Raw genomic sequence first — 13,583 nt, 5'->3', positions numbered from 1 at the left:
CCGGATGCCTGTCACTTCCAAGCTTCATGCTGTTTCATTCACAGGTTGATACCCTTCCCACCCGGGAGGGGTTTTTCCGTTCAGGACCCAGGAAAACGCAATCAGTTCTGCAATTACCACAAAGAGGGCCGGCGGAATATCATCGCCCACCTCCAGTCGGTTCAGATACTCGGCCAGTACCGGATCCTGATGAATTAAGCCGCCTTGAGCTTTCACCTGCTCAATAATTTCTTTTGCCCAGTCATCATAGCCTTTGGCAGCAACGTAAGGTGTTTCATAGCCGTCGTAACTTAACGCGATGGCGCTGTTTTGTTTTTTATTCATACGCTTATCCTGATGCCGCATTGCGGGGCCATGATCGGGTCGTTGTCCTCAGCAACCGGAGTGAGTCGGAAAGAGACCGCTTCGCATTTGATTTCCAAAGCTTTGAGGCGACGGGTCAGCTGAGGCGATAAAGATTCCGCTTGCTGCAAAACTGCAGGTTGGGCACTGTCAAAGCTCAGGCTGAGTTTTTCATCCTGCCAGATAGCCGTTGCCTGCAGGCTGTCCTGCTCGCCAACGGGCAAGCCCAGCGTGACGACCCAACTGCGGCCCGGGCGCTTTTTGGTAGTTTTTGACTGCGTGTCTCTGGATTGCACACTGAGCCGGATCTCACGCCCGTTTGCCTGAGGCAGATGGAGGATAAAGGGTGTATTTTCATCGCGTCCGACCGGATTACCGGCAATTCTCTGCTCGGCAGCCAGGCGGATCAGTGCTTTGAGCTCACTTTGGACGTTGTCCGGTAAGCTGGCCAGCAGTTTCGCCAGCGGGCTGTCCGGCTGAGACAACTGAGTCACCAGCGCCTTCAGGCTGTCTTTGCCTGCCCCCTGCTGCAGCCACCGGACAATCTCCGCCGGAGACTGAGGCAGCACTAACTGCGTCAGCCATTGTGCAACCGGGGACCCCTGTGTGCTGAGGTTCGGGGGGAGATGGCCGAATAATCGTTGCAACACTTGAAGTTGTGTTAACAAGTGTGAAAGTTGGCTGATCTGATTCCCGGATTGGAATAAAGTCGCACCGGTCTGCTGGGGCGAGGCCGTCTGGGTTACGGTCCCGGTTGCCTGAGATTCTGCTGTCCGCGACGTATTGTTGATGGCTGTCTGATAAGCCGAAGTTTGAGATATAGAGGTCACATTTACTTACCTTGCTACCGGATTGATAACAGCCTGAAACTAACAAAGATATTCGTCGCTGTGATATTATCCGGGGATGATTTAACACACTCAGGATGACGCATCACTATGTTGTCAGTGAACGGATTGAGCTGTACCCGCGATGAACGTGTGCTGTTCGATGATCTTCATTTTTCTGTCACTCCCGGCGAACTGGTTCAGATTGAAGGTCGCAACGGTGCAGGTAAAACCACGTTGTTACGCATTATCGCCGGACTGGGACAGCCGGATGCCGGTGACGTTTACTGGCACGATAACAAGATAGTCCATGTCCGTGAAGAGTATCATAGCCAGATGTTGTTTTTGGGACATCAAACTGGGGTGAAGCGCGAATTAACGGCTTACGAAAACCTGACTTTTTTTCAGGCAATGCATGAGCTCCGTCACAACGAGGCACTGACGGGGCAGGCTAAAGTGCAGGGTGAGGATGCGATCTGGCAAGCGCTGGCGCATGTCGGTCTGGCGGGCCGTGAAGATGTGCCTGCGGGTCAGCTGTCTGCAGGTCAGCAACGACGAGTGGCGCTGGCAAGGCTCTGGCTGAGTAATCATCCGTTGTGGATTCTGGATGAGCCCCTGACCGCGATTGATAAACATGGAGTAAAAGTGCTGGAACAGCTGTTTGTGTCCCATACTGAACGTGGGGGTACTGTACTGCTGACCACGCATCAGGATATGTTTTCCTCGCAGGATCGTCTGCGCAAAATTACTTTGGGGCAGGCGCTGTAGAATGTTGTCTTCGATGTATCAGGTCATCCGGCGAGAATTGCTGATCGCTTTTCGTCGTCAGGCAGATGTGTTTAACCCGCTGTGGTTTTTTATTATTGTCATCACGTTGTTTCCGCTGGGGATCGGGCCTGAGCCGAACCTGTTAGCACGAATTGCGCCCGGCATTATTTGGGTGGCTGCTTTGCTGGCTGCACTACTGTCGCTGGAGCGCTTATTCCGTGATGATTTTGTTGATGGATCCCTGGAGCAAATGATGCTCATGCCAACGCCTTTACCTGTCCTGGCGCTGGCAAAAGTGATTGCTCACTGGGTGCTGACCGGCTTGCCATTGTTATTAATCAGTCCCTTGCTGGCAATTTTATTGTCGCTGGACTGGTCTACTTGGCTGGCTGTGGTCCTGACGCTGCTGATCGGCACGCCGACCCTGAGTTTTCTGGGGGCGATAGGGGTTGCACTCACGGTTGGATTACGCAAAGGTGGGGTATTATTGAGCTTGCTCATCCTGCCGTTATTCATTCCCGTGCTAATCTTTGCGACCTCTGCAATAGAAGCCGCGTCTTTGGGAATGGGCTATCAGGGGCAGCTGGCCCTGATGGGCGCGATGCTGGCAGGTGCGGCGACACTGGCGCCATTTGCCATCGCAGCTTCGCTGCGGGTTAGTGTGAACTGACCAAAAAAGCTTGGAAGCAATAATTATTATCATCATAGAGTATTGAAAGATGTGGAAGTGGTTACATCCCTACGCTAAAGCTGAAAAATGCTACCAACTGTGCGGCACTCTGCTGCCCTGGTTTGCAGTCTTGTCTTTACTCAGCCTGACGATCGGTTCGATCTGGGGGCTGGCTTTTGCACCTGCTGATTACCAGCAGGGCGACAGTTTCCGGATTATTTACCTGCACGTCCCGGCAGCTATCTGGTCGATGGGCGCTTATCTCTGGATGGCTGTTGCTGCCTTTATCGGGCTGGTCTGGCAGGTTCGTCTGTCTGATATGGCTGCTGCAGCGATGGCACCGATTGGCGCTGTTTTCACATTTATTGCACTGGTGACCGGCGCCATCTGGGGTAAACCGATGTGGGGCGCCTGGTGGGTCTGGGATGCCAGGCTGACCTCTGAACTGATTCTGCTGTTTTTGTTCCTGGGCGTTATTGCGCTTTATAACGCCTTTGATGATCAGAAAACGGCGGCGAAAGCGGCGGGGATTCTGGCCATCGTCGGGGTGATTAATCTGCCGATTATTCATTTCTCAGTGGAGTGGTGGAATACCCTGCATCAGGGCGCGACCATTACAAAGTTTGCCAAGCCCTCCATTGACAGTCGTATGCTATGGCCTCTGCTGCTGAATATTGTCGGTTTTGCCTGTTTCTTTGGCGCAGTGACACTGATTCGCCTGCGAAATGAAATTTTGCTCAGGGAAAGCCACCGTCCCTGGGTACGCCAGTTGATGCAGTGAGGTGAGTATGCATTTTGAATCCATCCGTGAATTTTTTGCTATGGGCGGGTATGCCGGATATGTCTGGACTGCTTATGGTATTTCTGCTTTATCTCTGCTGATTCTGCTCTGGCGCAGTGTCAGCCAAAGTCGTCATCTGGCAGCTGAAATCAAAAATAAAATAGCCCGTGAGCGCCGCATTAAAGCTGCTGAGAAGCTGGAGAATACGCTATGAACCCAAGACGTAAAAAACGCCTGACTGTTGTCATTGCCCTGCTCGCTGGACTGGGTGTGACGGTTGGCCTGGTTCTGTATGCCATGAACCAGAATATGGATTTGTTTTACACGCCAACTGAACTGGTGCAAGGTAAGTCGGATGGGACAAAGCCTGAAGTGGGTCAGCGTCTGCGCATTGGTGGCATGGTGGTGAAAGGTTCGGTTTCGCGTGACCCGAGCTCACTGCAGGTCAGCTTTCGGGTAGCTGATGTCGGTCCTGAAGTGACTGTCCGTTATGACGGTATTCTGCCTGATCTGTTCCGTGAAGGGCAGGGCATTGTTGCTCAGGGCGTTCTGGTGGATGCAACGACGGTAGAGGCCCATGAAGTGCTGGCGAAGCATGATGAGGAATACATGCCGCCGGAAGTTGCGGAAGCCATGCAGAAAAACCACAAGCCGCTGGAATACACCGACCAACAAAAACAAGGTAGTGTGCAATGATTGCAGAGTTAGGGCAGTTCAGCCTGATCCTGGCGCTGGGGTTATCGCTCCTGGTCAGCTTTTATCCTTTATACGGTGCTCATCAGGGAAATCCGGTACTGATGCGTCTGGCAAGGCCTCTGACTTACGGCGTCTTTGTGATGTTGCTGTTGTCATTTGTTTTACTGGCCTGGGCCTTTTACAGCAACGACTTTACGCTGACATATGTGGCCAGCAACTCCAACAGTAATCTGCCCTGGTACTACCGGATTACGGCAGTATGGGGAGCGCATGAAGGCTCTCTTCTGCTGTGGGTGCTGATTCAGGCGACCTGGGCGGCCGCAGTTGCAACATTCAGCCGCGGGATGCCGCAGGAATCTGTGGCCCGGGTGCTTGCCGTCATGGGGATGATTTCCGTCGGTTTCCTGCTGTTTATTATTCTGACCTCCAATCCTTTCCTGCGTACCCTGCCTTATTTCCCGGTAGATGGCCGTGATCTAAACCCGCTGCTTCAGGACCCGGGGCTGATTATTCACCCGCCGATGCTGTATATGGGTTATGTGGGTTTCTCGGTCGCTTTTGCATTTGCAATTGCTTCACTGATGACCGGACGACTGGATACGGCCTGGGCTCGCTGGTCGCGTCCCTGGACAATTGCCGCCTGGTCGTTTCTGACTTTGGGAATCGCGCTGGGTTCCTGGTGGGCTTATTATGAGCTCGGCTGGGGCGGCTGGTGGTTCTGGGATCCGGTTGAAAACGCATCTTTCATGCCATGGCTGGCCGGGACAGCGTTGATGCACTCACTGGCAGTCACGGAGAAACGGGGAACCTTTAAAGCCTGGACGGTCCTGCTGGCGATTTCGGCTTTTTCACTGAGTCTGCTCGGTACTTTTCTGGTTCGCTCCGGTGTTCTGGTTTCCGTACATGCGTTTGCTTCTGACCCGGCACGCGGGATGTTTATTCTGGGCTTCCTGGTTGTCGTGATTGGCGGATCCCTGTTGCTGTACGCGTTGCGTGGTGCGAAGATCCGTTCCCACGGCAGCTTCAGCTTGTTCTCACGCGAGAATTTCCTGCTGGCAAACAACCTGTTGCTGGTCACGGGGTTACTGGTGGTCCTGATTGGGACATTGCTGCCGTTGGTGCACAAGCAAATCGGGTTGGGTTCTGTCTCGATTGGTGTACCGTTCTTCAACACACTGTTTACCTGGCTGATGATTCCTTTTGCGTTTTTCCTCGGAATCGGGCCGCTGGTCCGCTGGAAGCGAGAGAATTTTGCCAATATCCGTCGTCCGCTGATCATTTCTGCGCTGATCACCCTGCCGTTGTCCCTGCTGGTGCTCTGGCTGCGTCCGGACCCGATCCAGCCGCTGGCTGTTCTGGGGCTGGTGATGGCATTCTGGATCATCATTTTGCAGGGCTATGAGTTGTATGAGCGCGCCACACACCGGCATCCACTGATGGTCGGTCTGGGTAAGCTGGGCCGCAGTCACTGGGCGATGGTGCTGGGTCATATCGGACTGGCGATCACCCTGATCGGGATTACACTGGTCTCGAATTATGATCTGGAGCGTGATGTGCGCCTGTCGCCGGGTCAGTCTGTGAATGTGGAAGGGTATGATTTCCGTCTGGCCGGTCTGCGCAATGTGGAAGGGCCGAACTACGATGGTTTCATCGGCGACTTTGTGGTGACAGCCAACGGTAAATTTATCACTGAACTGCATGCCGAGAAGCGATTCTACTCAGTGGCAGGCTCAATGATGACGGAGGCTGCAATCGACAGTGGTGTGACCCGCGATCTTTATGTGGCATTGGGCGAGGAGCTGAATGATGGCGCCTGGGCGGTCCGGATATATTACAAGCCATTTGTGAACTGGCTGTGGGCCGGTGCCATTTTGATGGCGCTGGGTGGCGCAATGGCAATCAGCGATAAGCGCTACCGATTCCGTCAGCGTTTCAAAAAAACAGAGCACGCTGAGGAACATGTTGCTGTATCTCAGGCGGAGGTGAATGGATGAACAAGAAACTGCTCTTTATCCCGTTTGTGATTTTTATCGCGCTGGTGGCTGTGTTTATGGAGCAGCTGACCCGCAATGCGGACGGCGATGATCCGACCCGCCTGGAATCCGTCCTGGTCGGGAAGCCTGTTCCGGCTTTTCGTCTGGAAGATTTAGCGAACGCAGACACGTTGTACCAGCAGGACATTTTCCATGGGGAGCCGCTGCTGCTGAATGTGTGGGCAACCTGGTGTCCGACCTGCTATGCAGAGCATCAGTATCTCAATCAGCTGGCCAGTCAGGGCGTTAAAATTATTGGCCTGAATTATAAGGATGAGCGACAAAAAGCCATCCGCTGGCTGGATGACTTGGGCAATCCTTATATGCACAGCCTGTTCGACGGCAATGGGATGCTGGGAATGGACCTGGGGGTTTACGGCGCCCCGGAGACATTCCTGATTGATGCCAAAGGGATCATCCGCTATCGCCATGTGGGGGATGTGAATCCGCAAAACTGGGAAAGTACCCTGAAGCCTATCTACGAGCGACTGCAGGAGGAAGCGAAAGGATGAAACACTGGATTGCAGCGGTTGCACTGAGCATTGCTGGCTGGCTTTCAGTCTGCCTGCCTGCACAGGCCGCTATTGATGTGTATGAGTTCAAGTCGCATGAGCAGGAAATGGCCTTTCAGGATCTGACAGCAACGCTTCGTTGTCCGAAGTGTCAGAACAACAATATTGCAGATTCGAACGCCGAGCTGGCGAAAGATATGCGTCAGAAAGTGTTCGAATTGCTGGAACAGGGGAAATCAAAGCAGGAAATCATTGATTATATGATTGCCCGCTACGGTAACTTCGTGACTTATAACCCACCTGTCATGCCTTCCACGTTGATTCTCTGGCTGGGACCGCTGTGTTTTCTGCTGATCGGGGCCAGTGTGCTGGTTTACCGTTCCCGACGCGGCGTCGCAGGTACGAAAACCATGGATGCAGCAGAGTCGGCACGTCTGAATGCACTGCTTGAGGAAATGGAGCAACAGGCAGACAACAGCAGTCAGGCTGGTGATAACAAGGTGAAAAAATGACGTTATTTTGGATTTCCACCCTGATTCTGGTGCTGATTGCACTGGCGTTTTTGATTGTGCCTGCTTTCGTTGGCAGCAACCAGGATCAGGTCGCCAGCCGGGATGAGCTGAACAAAGCCTTCTTTCGTGACCGGTTGGGTGAGCTCAAAGAAGAGAGCAGCGAAGGCTTGATTGCCAATCCGGATGAAATGGAAGTTGAGCTGCAGCAGTCCCTGCTGGATGATGTGCCGGCAGGGCAGGTTCAGCAGTATTCATTGTTTAAGCCCTGGTTATTGTTGCCGGGTGTCCTGGTCATTATTGGTGTGTCTTACGGCTTGTACCATATTGTAGGTAATCAGCAGAAAGTTGCAGTCTGGCAGGAAACGGTTTCCAGACTGCCTCAATTGACTCAAAAGCTGATGGTTCAGAATGCTGAGCCGCTGACGGATGAGGAAATGAATGATCTGACGCTTGGTCTGCGGACGCGCTTACATGAGCGCCCGAATGATGCGACCGGCTGGCTGCTGCTTGGCCGGATCGGTATTGCGAACCGGGATATTGAAACGGCACAGGGCGCGATGAAACGTGCCTTGGATCTTGAACCCAGTGATCCAACGCTACAGCTTGAATATGCCCGGACGCTGATGATGGGGGGCGAACCAGGCCAGCTTCAGTTTGCGCGGACGATGCTGAAACATCTGCTGGAACGACATCCGGAAAATTTTGAAGCAATGGCGTTACTGGCATTTGATGCGTTCAGTCAGGGCAATTATCCGGTAGCAATCCAGTTCTGGGAGCAGATGAAAAGCTTGCCGGGGATTGGTGAAGATCGCCTCAGAATGATTGATGGCGGGATTGCTCAGGCCAAAAAAGAAATCGAGCGTGCTGCGAACCCGAGTCCAGGGGTAACCGTGACAGTGAATCTGGCCCCCTCCGTTACCCTGCCGGCGCAAGGAATGGTGATCGTGTCTGTTCACACTGCAGACGGTGCACCGATGCCTCTGGCGGCAAGACGGTTGCCGTTGTCCCGTTTCCCGTTAACGCTGACACTGACAGATAGCGACAGCATGGTGCCTGACCGGTTGATGTCCAAGCAATCGAACCTCATCGTGCGGGCGCGAATTGACCATGATGGGAACGTCGCGACGAAAGACGGTGACTGGTTTGGTGAAAGTGGTGTTGTCCCGCTGGGAGGGGAAACAACCATTACAATTGATACACAGTTTTAGCAATATCCTGAAACATACTGGCAGTTCTAAAACAGACTGGATATCATTATCCAGTCTGTTTTCGTTGAAATAAGTGGTTAACACATTGAGTCGAAATCTTTTTTTATCCATTCTTCTGAGCATGTCCCTGATGGGCTGTGCCAGTTCTCCGCCTGATCCAGCCCCTGAAAAACTGGCTGGGGATGAATATGGCCTTGATGCTGAAGAGATGGCTGCAGCCGGGCTGACGGCGGAAGAGCTCCAGTCGCTTGAAACGCCGGAAAGTGCGGTTTATGACCCTTTTGAAGGTTTCAACCGTGCGATGTGGACGGTGAATTATGATTATCTGGATCCTTACTTTCTCCGCCCGGTTTCTTTGGCGTATGTAGACTATGTGCCTTCTCCGGTGCGTACAGGGCTGAGAAACTTCCTGTCGAACCTGGAAGAACCAGCCAATATGCTCAACAGCTTTTTGATGCAGAACCCGGAGAAAGCGGTTGACCATTTTACCCGGTTCTGGATTAACTCTATTTTTGGCTTGGGTGGTCTGATCGATATCGCCTCAGCAGCAGATATTTCGCCGCCGGGGGGGCAATCATTTCCGGATACGCTTGGATATTATGGTGTCGGGAATGGCCCGTACTTCATGATCCCGGCATACGGGCCGGTCACGTTGCGTGAAGGTGCGGGAGACTGGGTTGATAAATTGTATTTCCCGCTGAATTTACTGACGTTCTGGCAAAGTGCGGGTAAATGGGCACTGGAAGGGATGGAAAACCGGGCAAAACTGGTGTCACAGGAACCGATGCTGAACAATTCTCCTGACCCTTATGTATTTACGCGGGATGCCTATATTCAGTATAAGAATTTCAGGGCCGGCGGGCAGGCTGCGGCACCAGAAGAGTCAGGAAATGAAGAGTACCTTGACGATTATCTGGATGAAATCGACAGCGAATAGGTCATTATCCTGCTTTCCTCATAGAATCCAGAGCTACTGATGGCTCTGGATTTTTTTCAAAGTGAAGGGCTGAAGTGATTTAATGTTAATTTATTGTAAATAAAAACATGAGTTGCGATTTGTCGGGTTTGTTTGTATTTTGCTCACATTTCTGACTTAAAACTGTTAAGAACTGCTTACAATTTTCCATTTTTTCTTTCATTTTAGTAACCTACGTCGCAATCATCGATTGTTTGCTTGATTTATCACTTTCCTGTCTCATCTTGCTTCAGCTTGCATTCCTTCTGGCAGAAGATCACAAAGATTAACATTTGCATCATTTTTTTTACTTTCTTTCTTTGAGACATAAAGAAACTCGACTATTCCTTATACTGCATAGCTTGCTGGCTATGCTTTTATTTATTTTTTAACTCAAGGAACAAGTCATGTCTTTCAATAAGTTGACTCCTGTCGCAGTTGGCATCGCCGCTGTGACATTGTCGTGGGGAGCAATGGCGGCTCCGGGCACGCCTCAGATTGCCTGGATGGAAACTGATTACGCGATCATTGAAGTGGATCAGGCCGCAAGTGCCTATACAAGCCTGGTGACTGTTAAACCTGCTGCTGAAGTCCCGGTTGCCTGGCAGCGTTACTCCGGTGATCCGGCGGATCATTGGAAAGTGAAATTAAACGGTAATGTTGTTTTTGAAACAGCAATTGCTCCGGCATCAAGTGGCGCGGGCTCCACAACCCTTTCTGTGGCTCAGGGTGGCCAGTATGCCATGACGGTTGAACTGTGCAGTGGCACAGGGGCAGCAGAGGCGTGTACCAGCAGCGCGGCGACGAATATCGTTGTCGCAGATACGGACGGCAGCCATTTGGATCCTCTGCCGATGAATGTCGATCCGAATAACGGAAATTACACGACACCCCCAAACACTGTTGTGGGTGCTTACTTTGTTGAGTGGGGTGTCTACGGCCGTAAATTCCCGGTGGATAAAGTACCGGCACAAAACCTGACTCACATTCTGTATGGCTTTATCCCAATCTGTGGCCCGAATGACTCTCTGGGTGAAATTGAGAACGGCAACAGTCTGGCTGCACTGAAGCGTGCCTGTCAGGGGACGCCTGATTATGAAGTCGTGATTCATGATCCATGGGCGGCTGTCCAGATGCCACAGGCTGGTCACAGCTACAGTACGCCTTATAAAGGGACATACGGTCAGCTGATGGCGCTGAAACAACGTTATCCTGATCTGAAAGTGATCCCTTCTGTGGGGGGCTGGACACTGTCTGACCCGTTCTATTCATTCACCGATAAGGCGAAGCGCGACATTTTTGTAGCCAGTGTGAAGAAGTTCCTGAAAACATGGAAATTCTTTGATGGTGTGGATATCGACTGGGAATTCCCGGGCGGAAAAGGTGCGAATCCAAACCTGGGTGATCCGGTGAAAGACGGTCCTGCGTATGTCGCCCTGATGCGTGAACTGCGTGCAATGCTGGATGATCTGGAAGCAGAAACGGGTCGTCAGTATGAACTGACATCAGCCATTGGTGTGGGCTACGACAAGATTGATGTCGTGAACTACGCAGATGCGATCCAGTACATGGATTACATTTTCGCCATGACCTATGACTTCTTCGGCGGCTGGAATAATGTACCGGGTCATCAGACTGCATTGTTCTGCGGCACGCATATGTCTGCCGATGAGTGCAATGGTACGGGTGTGGATGAAAACGGTGAGCCACGCAAAGGTCCGGCTTACACTGCATCACATGGGATTGAGCGTTTACTGGGACAAGGTGTGCCCGCCAACAAACTGGTTCTGGGTGCAGCCATGTATGCACGTGGCTGGACTGGTGTGACTGAGGCGAGCATGACGGATCCATCAAACCCAATGACCGGAAAAGGCACGGGTGCGGTCCCGGGTTCCTGGGAAGCGGGCGTCATTGACTATAAAGATGTTGTGAAGAATTACATCAACAACGCCGCGGTTGTGAAAGGGTATGATACTCAGGCTGAAGGCCCTTGGGCTTATGATCCAAGCAACGGAAATCTGATTACATATGACAACCCGCGTTCTGTTATGGCGAAAGGTCAGTATGTTCGTAATCTGGGGCTTGCAGGTCTGTTTGCATGGGAAATCGATGCGGATAACGGCGACATTCTGAATGCAATGCAGGAATCTCTGGCCGGCGGTGGTGGTAACTATGCGCCAGTCGCTAATGCCGGTGCTGACCAACAGGTGAATGGTGCTGCGACTGTAACACTGGATGGTTCAGCCTCGAGTGATCGCGATGGCCAGATTGTCAGCTATCAGTGGGTTCAGACCAGTGGTCCGGCTCTGACACTGACTGGTGCGGGGACTGTGAAAGCCACAGTTGCTGTGCTGGCTGTTACAGCAGATACGCAGTATGTGTTTACCCTGACTGTGACAGATGACAAAGGTGATACAGCGACTGACACCGTGACTGTCAGTGCGAAAGCACCTGGTTCAAATACTGCGCCTGTCGTGGCAGTCTCTGGCCCGACTTCAGCGAATGCCGGGGTTCTGGTGACACTGGATGCTTCTCAGTCGACTGATGCTGATGGCGATACACTGACTTTTGATTGGACAGTGCCAGCAGGCGTGAATGCAACGGTGAATGGTGCGACAGTCAGTTTCACGGCAGGGAGCTATACCGCAGATACACCACTGAACTTTACGGTTGCAGTATCTGACGGCACAGACACTGTGACTCAGTCGGTGACTGTGACTGTCCTGAAAGACGGCGGTTCTACCGGTTGTACCGATGCCTGGAGCAGCGCTGGCGTGTATAACGCAGGGGATATCGTGACGCATGCCGGGAAGTCCTGGAAAGCGAAATGGTGGACCACAGGTGAAGAACCAGGAACCACAGGTGAGTGGGGTGTCTGGGAAGATCTGGGTGCAGCAAACTGCCAGTAAGTGCGGGTTTCCGTAACGAAAACTGAAAATTTGTAAGATGTAAAATGATAAAGCCGCTCAAGAGAGCGGCTTTTTTCTAATCTTTCTGCAGTCGTCTTTCTATTTTTAGAAAGATCGGCTGTACTGTACACCGTACAACAGGGCATCAGCACGGGTAGTTGCTGAAACTTGAGAAAGCGAGGTGTTTTCAGTCGCCTGGACGTTTTTACCCATCAGATAAGTCAGACCGAAGTCCAGCGTTGACTTGCGGTCCAGGTTGTAGCTGAAGCCGCCTGAGAACCACTGACGGTCTGAATCAGGCACAGAAATTGAGGTTTTCTTGTCCTGTGCACTGGTGTCGTACATGTAACCTGCACGCAGGGTCCAGTCTGAATTCAGGGTGTAGGTACCGCCAACCGCGTAGTGCCAGCCATCTTTCCACTGGTATTCATTCAGGACGACGCCTTTGTTGGTTTTCAGTACATCAAAGGTGCTCCACTCAATCCACTGAACACTATAGTGAACTGCAAACTGGCTGTTCAGCTGGTGGAAACCAGAGAACTCAGCCATATCCGGCAGTGGCATCAGCAGTTTCTGGCCACTCAGTTTACCGCCAGCTTGCTGGGCATAGATATCGCCTTCAGCTTCCAGCTCCGGGCTGTAGTGATAGGACAGACCGAAACGGTTGGCATCGTTCAGCTCATAAACAGTACCCAGGTTGAAACCAACCGCCGTACCGTCGACATCTACGTCAACCAGCGGGCCTTTGGTACCCTTGGTTTTCTCAAGAACTGCCTCGATAGTCTGGTTTGAACGCTGCAGTTCGCCCTGACCGTAGATGATGTCCAGACCACCACCAATGCTCCACTGAGGGTTCAGGCGGTATGCCGCATTTAGGGTCAGGTTCAGGCTCTTCACATCGGTCAGACCGCCGAATTCGTTTGCTGCATAGCTGCTGCTGAACTCAGTTTTGGTGCCGAAGTTGGAGTAGATGCCCACACCCAGTGCCAGTTTGTCATTCACCGGATGAACATAATACAGGTTCGGGACATAGGAGGTGCCACCGATTTGCTCATCATCGAGACGAGCACTGGTCACTGAGCTCGTGAGTGGATTTGTCAGTGCGTAGTTTGCGTTTTTTACCTTAATGTCGGTATCAATAACATTCAGGCCGAGAGAGATTGCTGGCGCATTGAACAGGGTCATTGCCGCAGCGTTACGGGACATCACCGATGCATTATCGGCAATGACGGCATCACCGGCAAAAGCACGGCCAAGTCCGGTTGCAGATTGTGAGTTCAGTTGAAAGCCAGCAGCAAATGACTGCTGAGAAGCCAAAGCGATGGCGGTTGCCATCATGGTTTTTGTAAACAGACGCTTCTTGTACATTT

At 52.1% G+C, this 13,583-nt stretch carries 14 protein-coding genes; 11 read left to right on the top strand and 3 right to left on the bottom strand.

Going from position 1 to position 13,583, the window contains the following annotated elements; all coding sequences use genetic code 11:
* Positions 1 to 24 precede the first annotated feature (24 nt).
* Together SPK40_RS13190 and SPK40_RS13185 are read right to left on the bottom strand one after the other, a co-directional pair.
* Positions 25 to 324 carry an EscU/YscU/HrcU family type III secretion system export apparatus switch protein gene (locus SPK40_RS13190; protein WP_248143644.1) on the bottom strand — a complete coding sequence of 100 codons (300 nt, stop codon included), beginning with the start codon at positions 322 to 324 and terminating at the stop codon, positions 25 to 27.
* Positions 321 to 1,172 (bottom strand): hypothetical protein, encoded by an 852-nt coding sequence (locus SPK40_RS13185; protein ID WP_330960756.1) that lies wholly within the window; start codon positions 1,170 to 1,172, stop codon positions 321 to 323. The genes SPK40_RS13190 and SPK40_RS13185 overlap by 4 nt, the downstream gene beginning before the upstream one ends.
* Before the next feature lie 108 nt (positions 1,173 to 1,280).
* Between SPK40_RS13185 and ccmA the strand changes: the two genes are divergently transcribed.
* From ccmA to SPK40_RS13130, 11 genes are all read left to right on the top strand, one after another.
* Positions 1,281 to 1,937, top strand: coding sequence for a cytochrome c biogenesis heme-transporting ATPase CcmA (ccmA, locus tag SPK40_RS13180; protein ID WP_330960755.1), 657 nt, complete (start codon positions 1,281 to 1,283; stop codon positions 1,935 to 1,937).
* Between the two features lies 1 nt (position 1,938).
* Positions 1,939 to 2,607, top strand: coding sequence for a heme exporter protein CcmB (gene ccmB, locus SPK40_RS13175; protein ID WP_248143647.1), 669 nt, complete (start codon positions 1,939 to 1,941; stop codon positions 2,605 to 2,607).
* Between the two features lie 49 nt (positions 2,608 to 2,656).
* Positions 2,657 to 3,388 carry a heme ABC transporter permease gene (locus tag SPK40_RS13170; protein WP_248143649.1) on the top strand — a complete coding sequence of 244 codons (732 nt, stop codon included), beginning with the start codon at positions 2,657 to 2,659 and terminating at the stop codon, positions 3,386 to 3,388.
* A 7-nt stretch (positions 3,389 to 3,395) separates the two neighbouring features.
* Positions 3,396 to 3,602, top strand: a complete 207-nt coding sequence (gene ccmD / locus SPK40_RS13165) for a heme exporter protein CcmD (protein ID WP_330960754.1) — start codon at positions 3,396 to 3,398, stop codon at positions 3,600 to 3,602.
* Entirely contained in the window at positions 3,599 to 4,084 is a 486-nt protein-coding gene (ccmE, locus tag SPK40_RS13160; protein ID WP_248143651.1) for a cytochrome c maturation protein CcmE, read from the top strand. Before ccmD ends, ccmE begins: the two co-directional genes overlap by 4 nt.
* Positions 4,081 to 6,078, top strand: a complete 1,998-nt coding sequence (locus SPK40_RS13155; RefSeq protein WP_330960753.1) for a heme lyase CcmF/NrfE family subunit — start codon at positions 4,081 to 4,083, stop codon at positions 6,076 to 6,078. Before ccmE ends, SPK40_RS13155 begins: the two co-directional genes overlap by 4 nt.
* A complete protein-coding gene (locus tag SPK40_RS13150) occupies positions 6,075 to 6,629 on the top strand; it encodes a DsbE family thiol:disulfide interchange protein (protein WP_248143653.1) in 555 nt (184 codons plus the stop codon). Before SPK40_RS13155 ends, SPK40_RS13150 begins: the two co-directional genes overlap by 4 nt.
* The gene (locus tag SPK40_RS13145; RefSeq protein WP_330960752.1) at positions 6,626 to 7,141 is read left to right on the top strand and encodes a cytochrome c-type biogenesis protein; all 516 of its coding nucleotides are present in this window, start codon (positions 6,626 to 6,628) and stop codon (positions 7,139 to 7,141) included. Before SPK40_RS13150 ends, SPK40_RS13145 begins: the two co-directional genes overlap by 4 nt.
* Complete coding sequence (gene ccmI / locus SPK40_RS13140) at positions 7,138 to 8,349, top strand: c-type cytochrome biogenesis protein CcmI (protein ID WP_330960751.1); 1,212 nt, start codon at positions 7,138 to 7,140, stop codon at positions 8,347 to 8,349. Before SPK40_RS13145 ends, ccmI begins: the two co-directional genes overlap by 4 nt.
* Positions 8,350 to 8,434: 85 nt before the next feature.
* Complete coding sequence (locus SPK40_RS13135) at positions 8,435 to 9,286, top strand: MlaA family lipoprotein (RefSeq protein WP_330960750.1); 852 nt, start codon at positions 8,435 to 8,437, stop codon at positions 9,284 to 9,286.
* A gap of 425 nt (positions 9,287 to 9,711) precedes the next feature.
* Entirely contained in the window at positions 9,712 to 12,213 is a 2,502-nt protein-coding gene (locus tag SPK40_RS13130; protein ID WP_330960749.1) for a glycosyl hydrolase family 18 protein, read from the top strand.
* Between the two features lie 105 nt (positions 12,214 to 12,318).
* Here the strand turns inward: SPK40_RS13130 and SPK40_RS13125 are convergent, their stop codons facing one another.
* A complete protein-coding gene (locus tag SPK40_RS13125) occupies positions 12,319 to 13,581 on the bottom strand; it encodes an outer membrane protein transport protein (RefSeq protein ID WP_248143661.1) in 1,263 nt (420 codons plus the stop codon).
* Positions 13,582 to 13,583: the final 2 nt, after the last annotated feature.

Origin of the sequence: Photobacterium sp. 53610 (genome assembly GCF_036409375.1) — a bacterium.
Classification (GTDB): Bacteria; Pseudomonadota; Gammaproteobacteria; order Enterobacterales; family Vibrionaceae; genus Photobacterium.
This window is presented reverse-complemented; position numbering and strand designations above follow the sequence as displayed.

What these genes read in the sequence shown, in the direction of transcription:
- SPK40_RS13145 (WP_330960752.1), top strand. Translation starts at nt 6,626, where the DNA reads ATGAAACACTGGATTGCAGCGGTTGCACTGAGCATTGCTGGCTGGCTT.
- ccmB (WP_248143647.1), top strand. Translation starts at nt 1,939, where the DNA reads ATGTTGTCTTCGATGTATCAGGTCATCCGGCGAGAATTGCTGATCGCT.
- SPK40_RS13170 (WP_248143649.1), top strand. Translation starts at nt 2,657, where the DNA reads ATGTGGAAGTGGTTACATCCCTACGCTAAAGCTGAAAAATGCTACCAA.
- ccmI (WP_330960751.1), top strand. Translation starts at nt 7,138, where the DNA reads ATGACGTTATTTTGGATTTCCACCCTGATTCTGGTGCTGATTGCACTG.
- ccmE (WP_248143651.1), top strand. Translation starts at nt 3,599, where the DNA reads ATGAACCCAAGACGTAAAAAACGCCTGACTGTTGTCATTGCCCTGCTC.
- SPK40_RS13150 (WP_248143653.1), top strand. Translation starts at nt 6,075, where the DNA reads ATGAACAAGAAACTGCTCTTTATCCCGTTTGTGATTTTTATCGCGCTG.
- ccmA (WP_330960755.1), top strand. Translation starts at nt 1,281, where the DNA reads ATGTTGTCAGTGAACGGATTGAGCTGTACCCGCGATGAACGTGTGCTG.
- ccmD (WP_330960754.1), top strand. Translation starts at nt 3,396, where the DNA reads ATGCATTTTGAATCCATCCGTGAATTTTTTGCTATGGGCGGGTATGCC.
- SPK40_RS13130 (WP_330960749.1), top strand. Translation starts at nt 9,712, where the DNA reads ATGTCTTTCAATAAGTTGACTCCTGTCGCAGTTGGCATCGCCGCTGTG.
- SPK40_RS13155 (WP_330960753.1), top strand. Translation starts at nt 4,081, where the DNA reads ATGATTGCAGAGTTAGGGCAGTTCAGCCTGATCCTGGCGCTGGGGTTA.
- SPK40_RS13125 (WP_248143661.1), bottom strand. Translation starts at nt 13,581, where the DNA reads ATGTACAAGAAGCGTCTGTTTACAAAAACCATGATGGCAACCGCCATC.
- SPK40_RS13190 (WP_248143644.1), bottom strand. Translation starts at nt 324, where the DNA reads ATGAATAAAAAACAAAACAGCGCCATCGCGTTAAGTTACGACGGCTAT.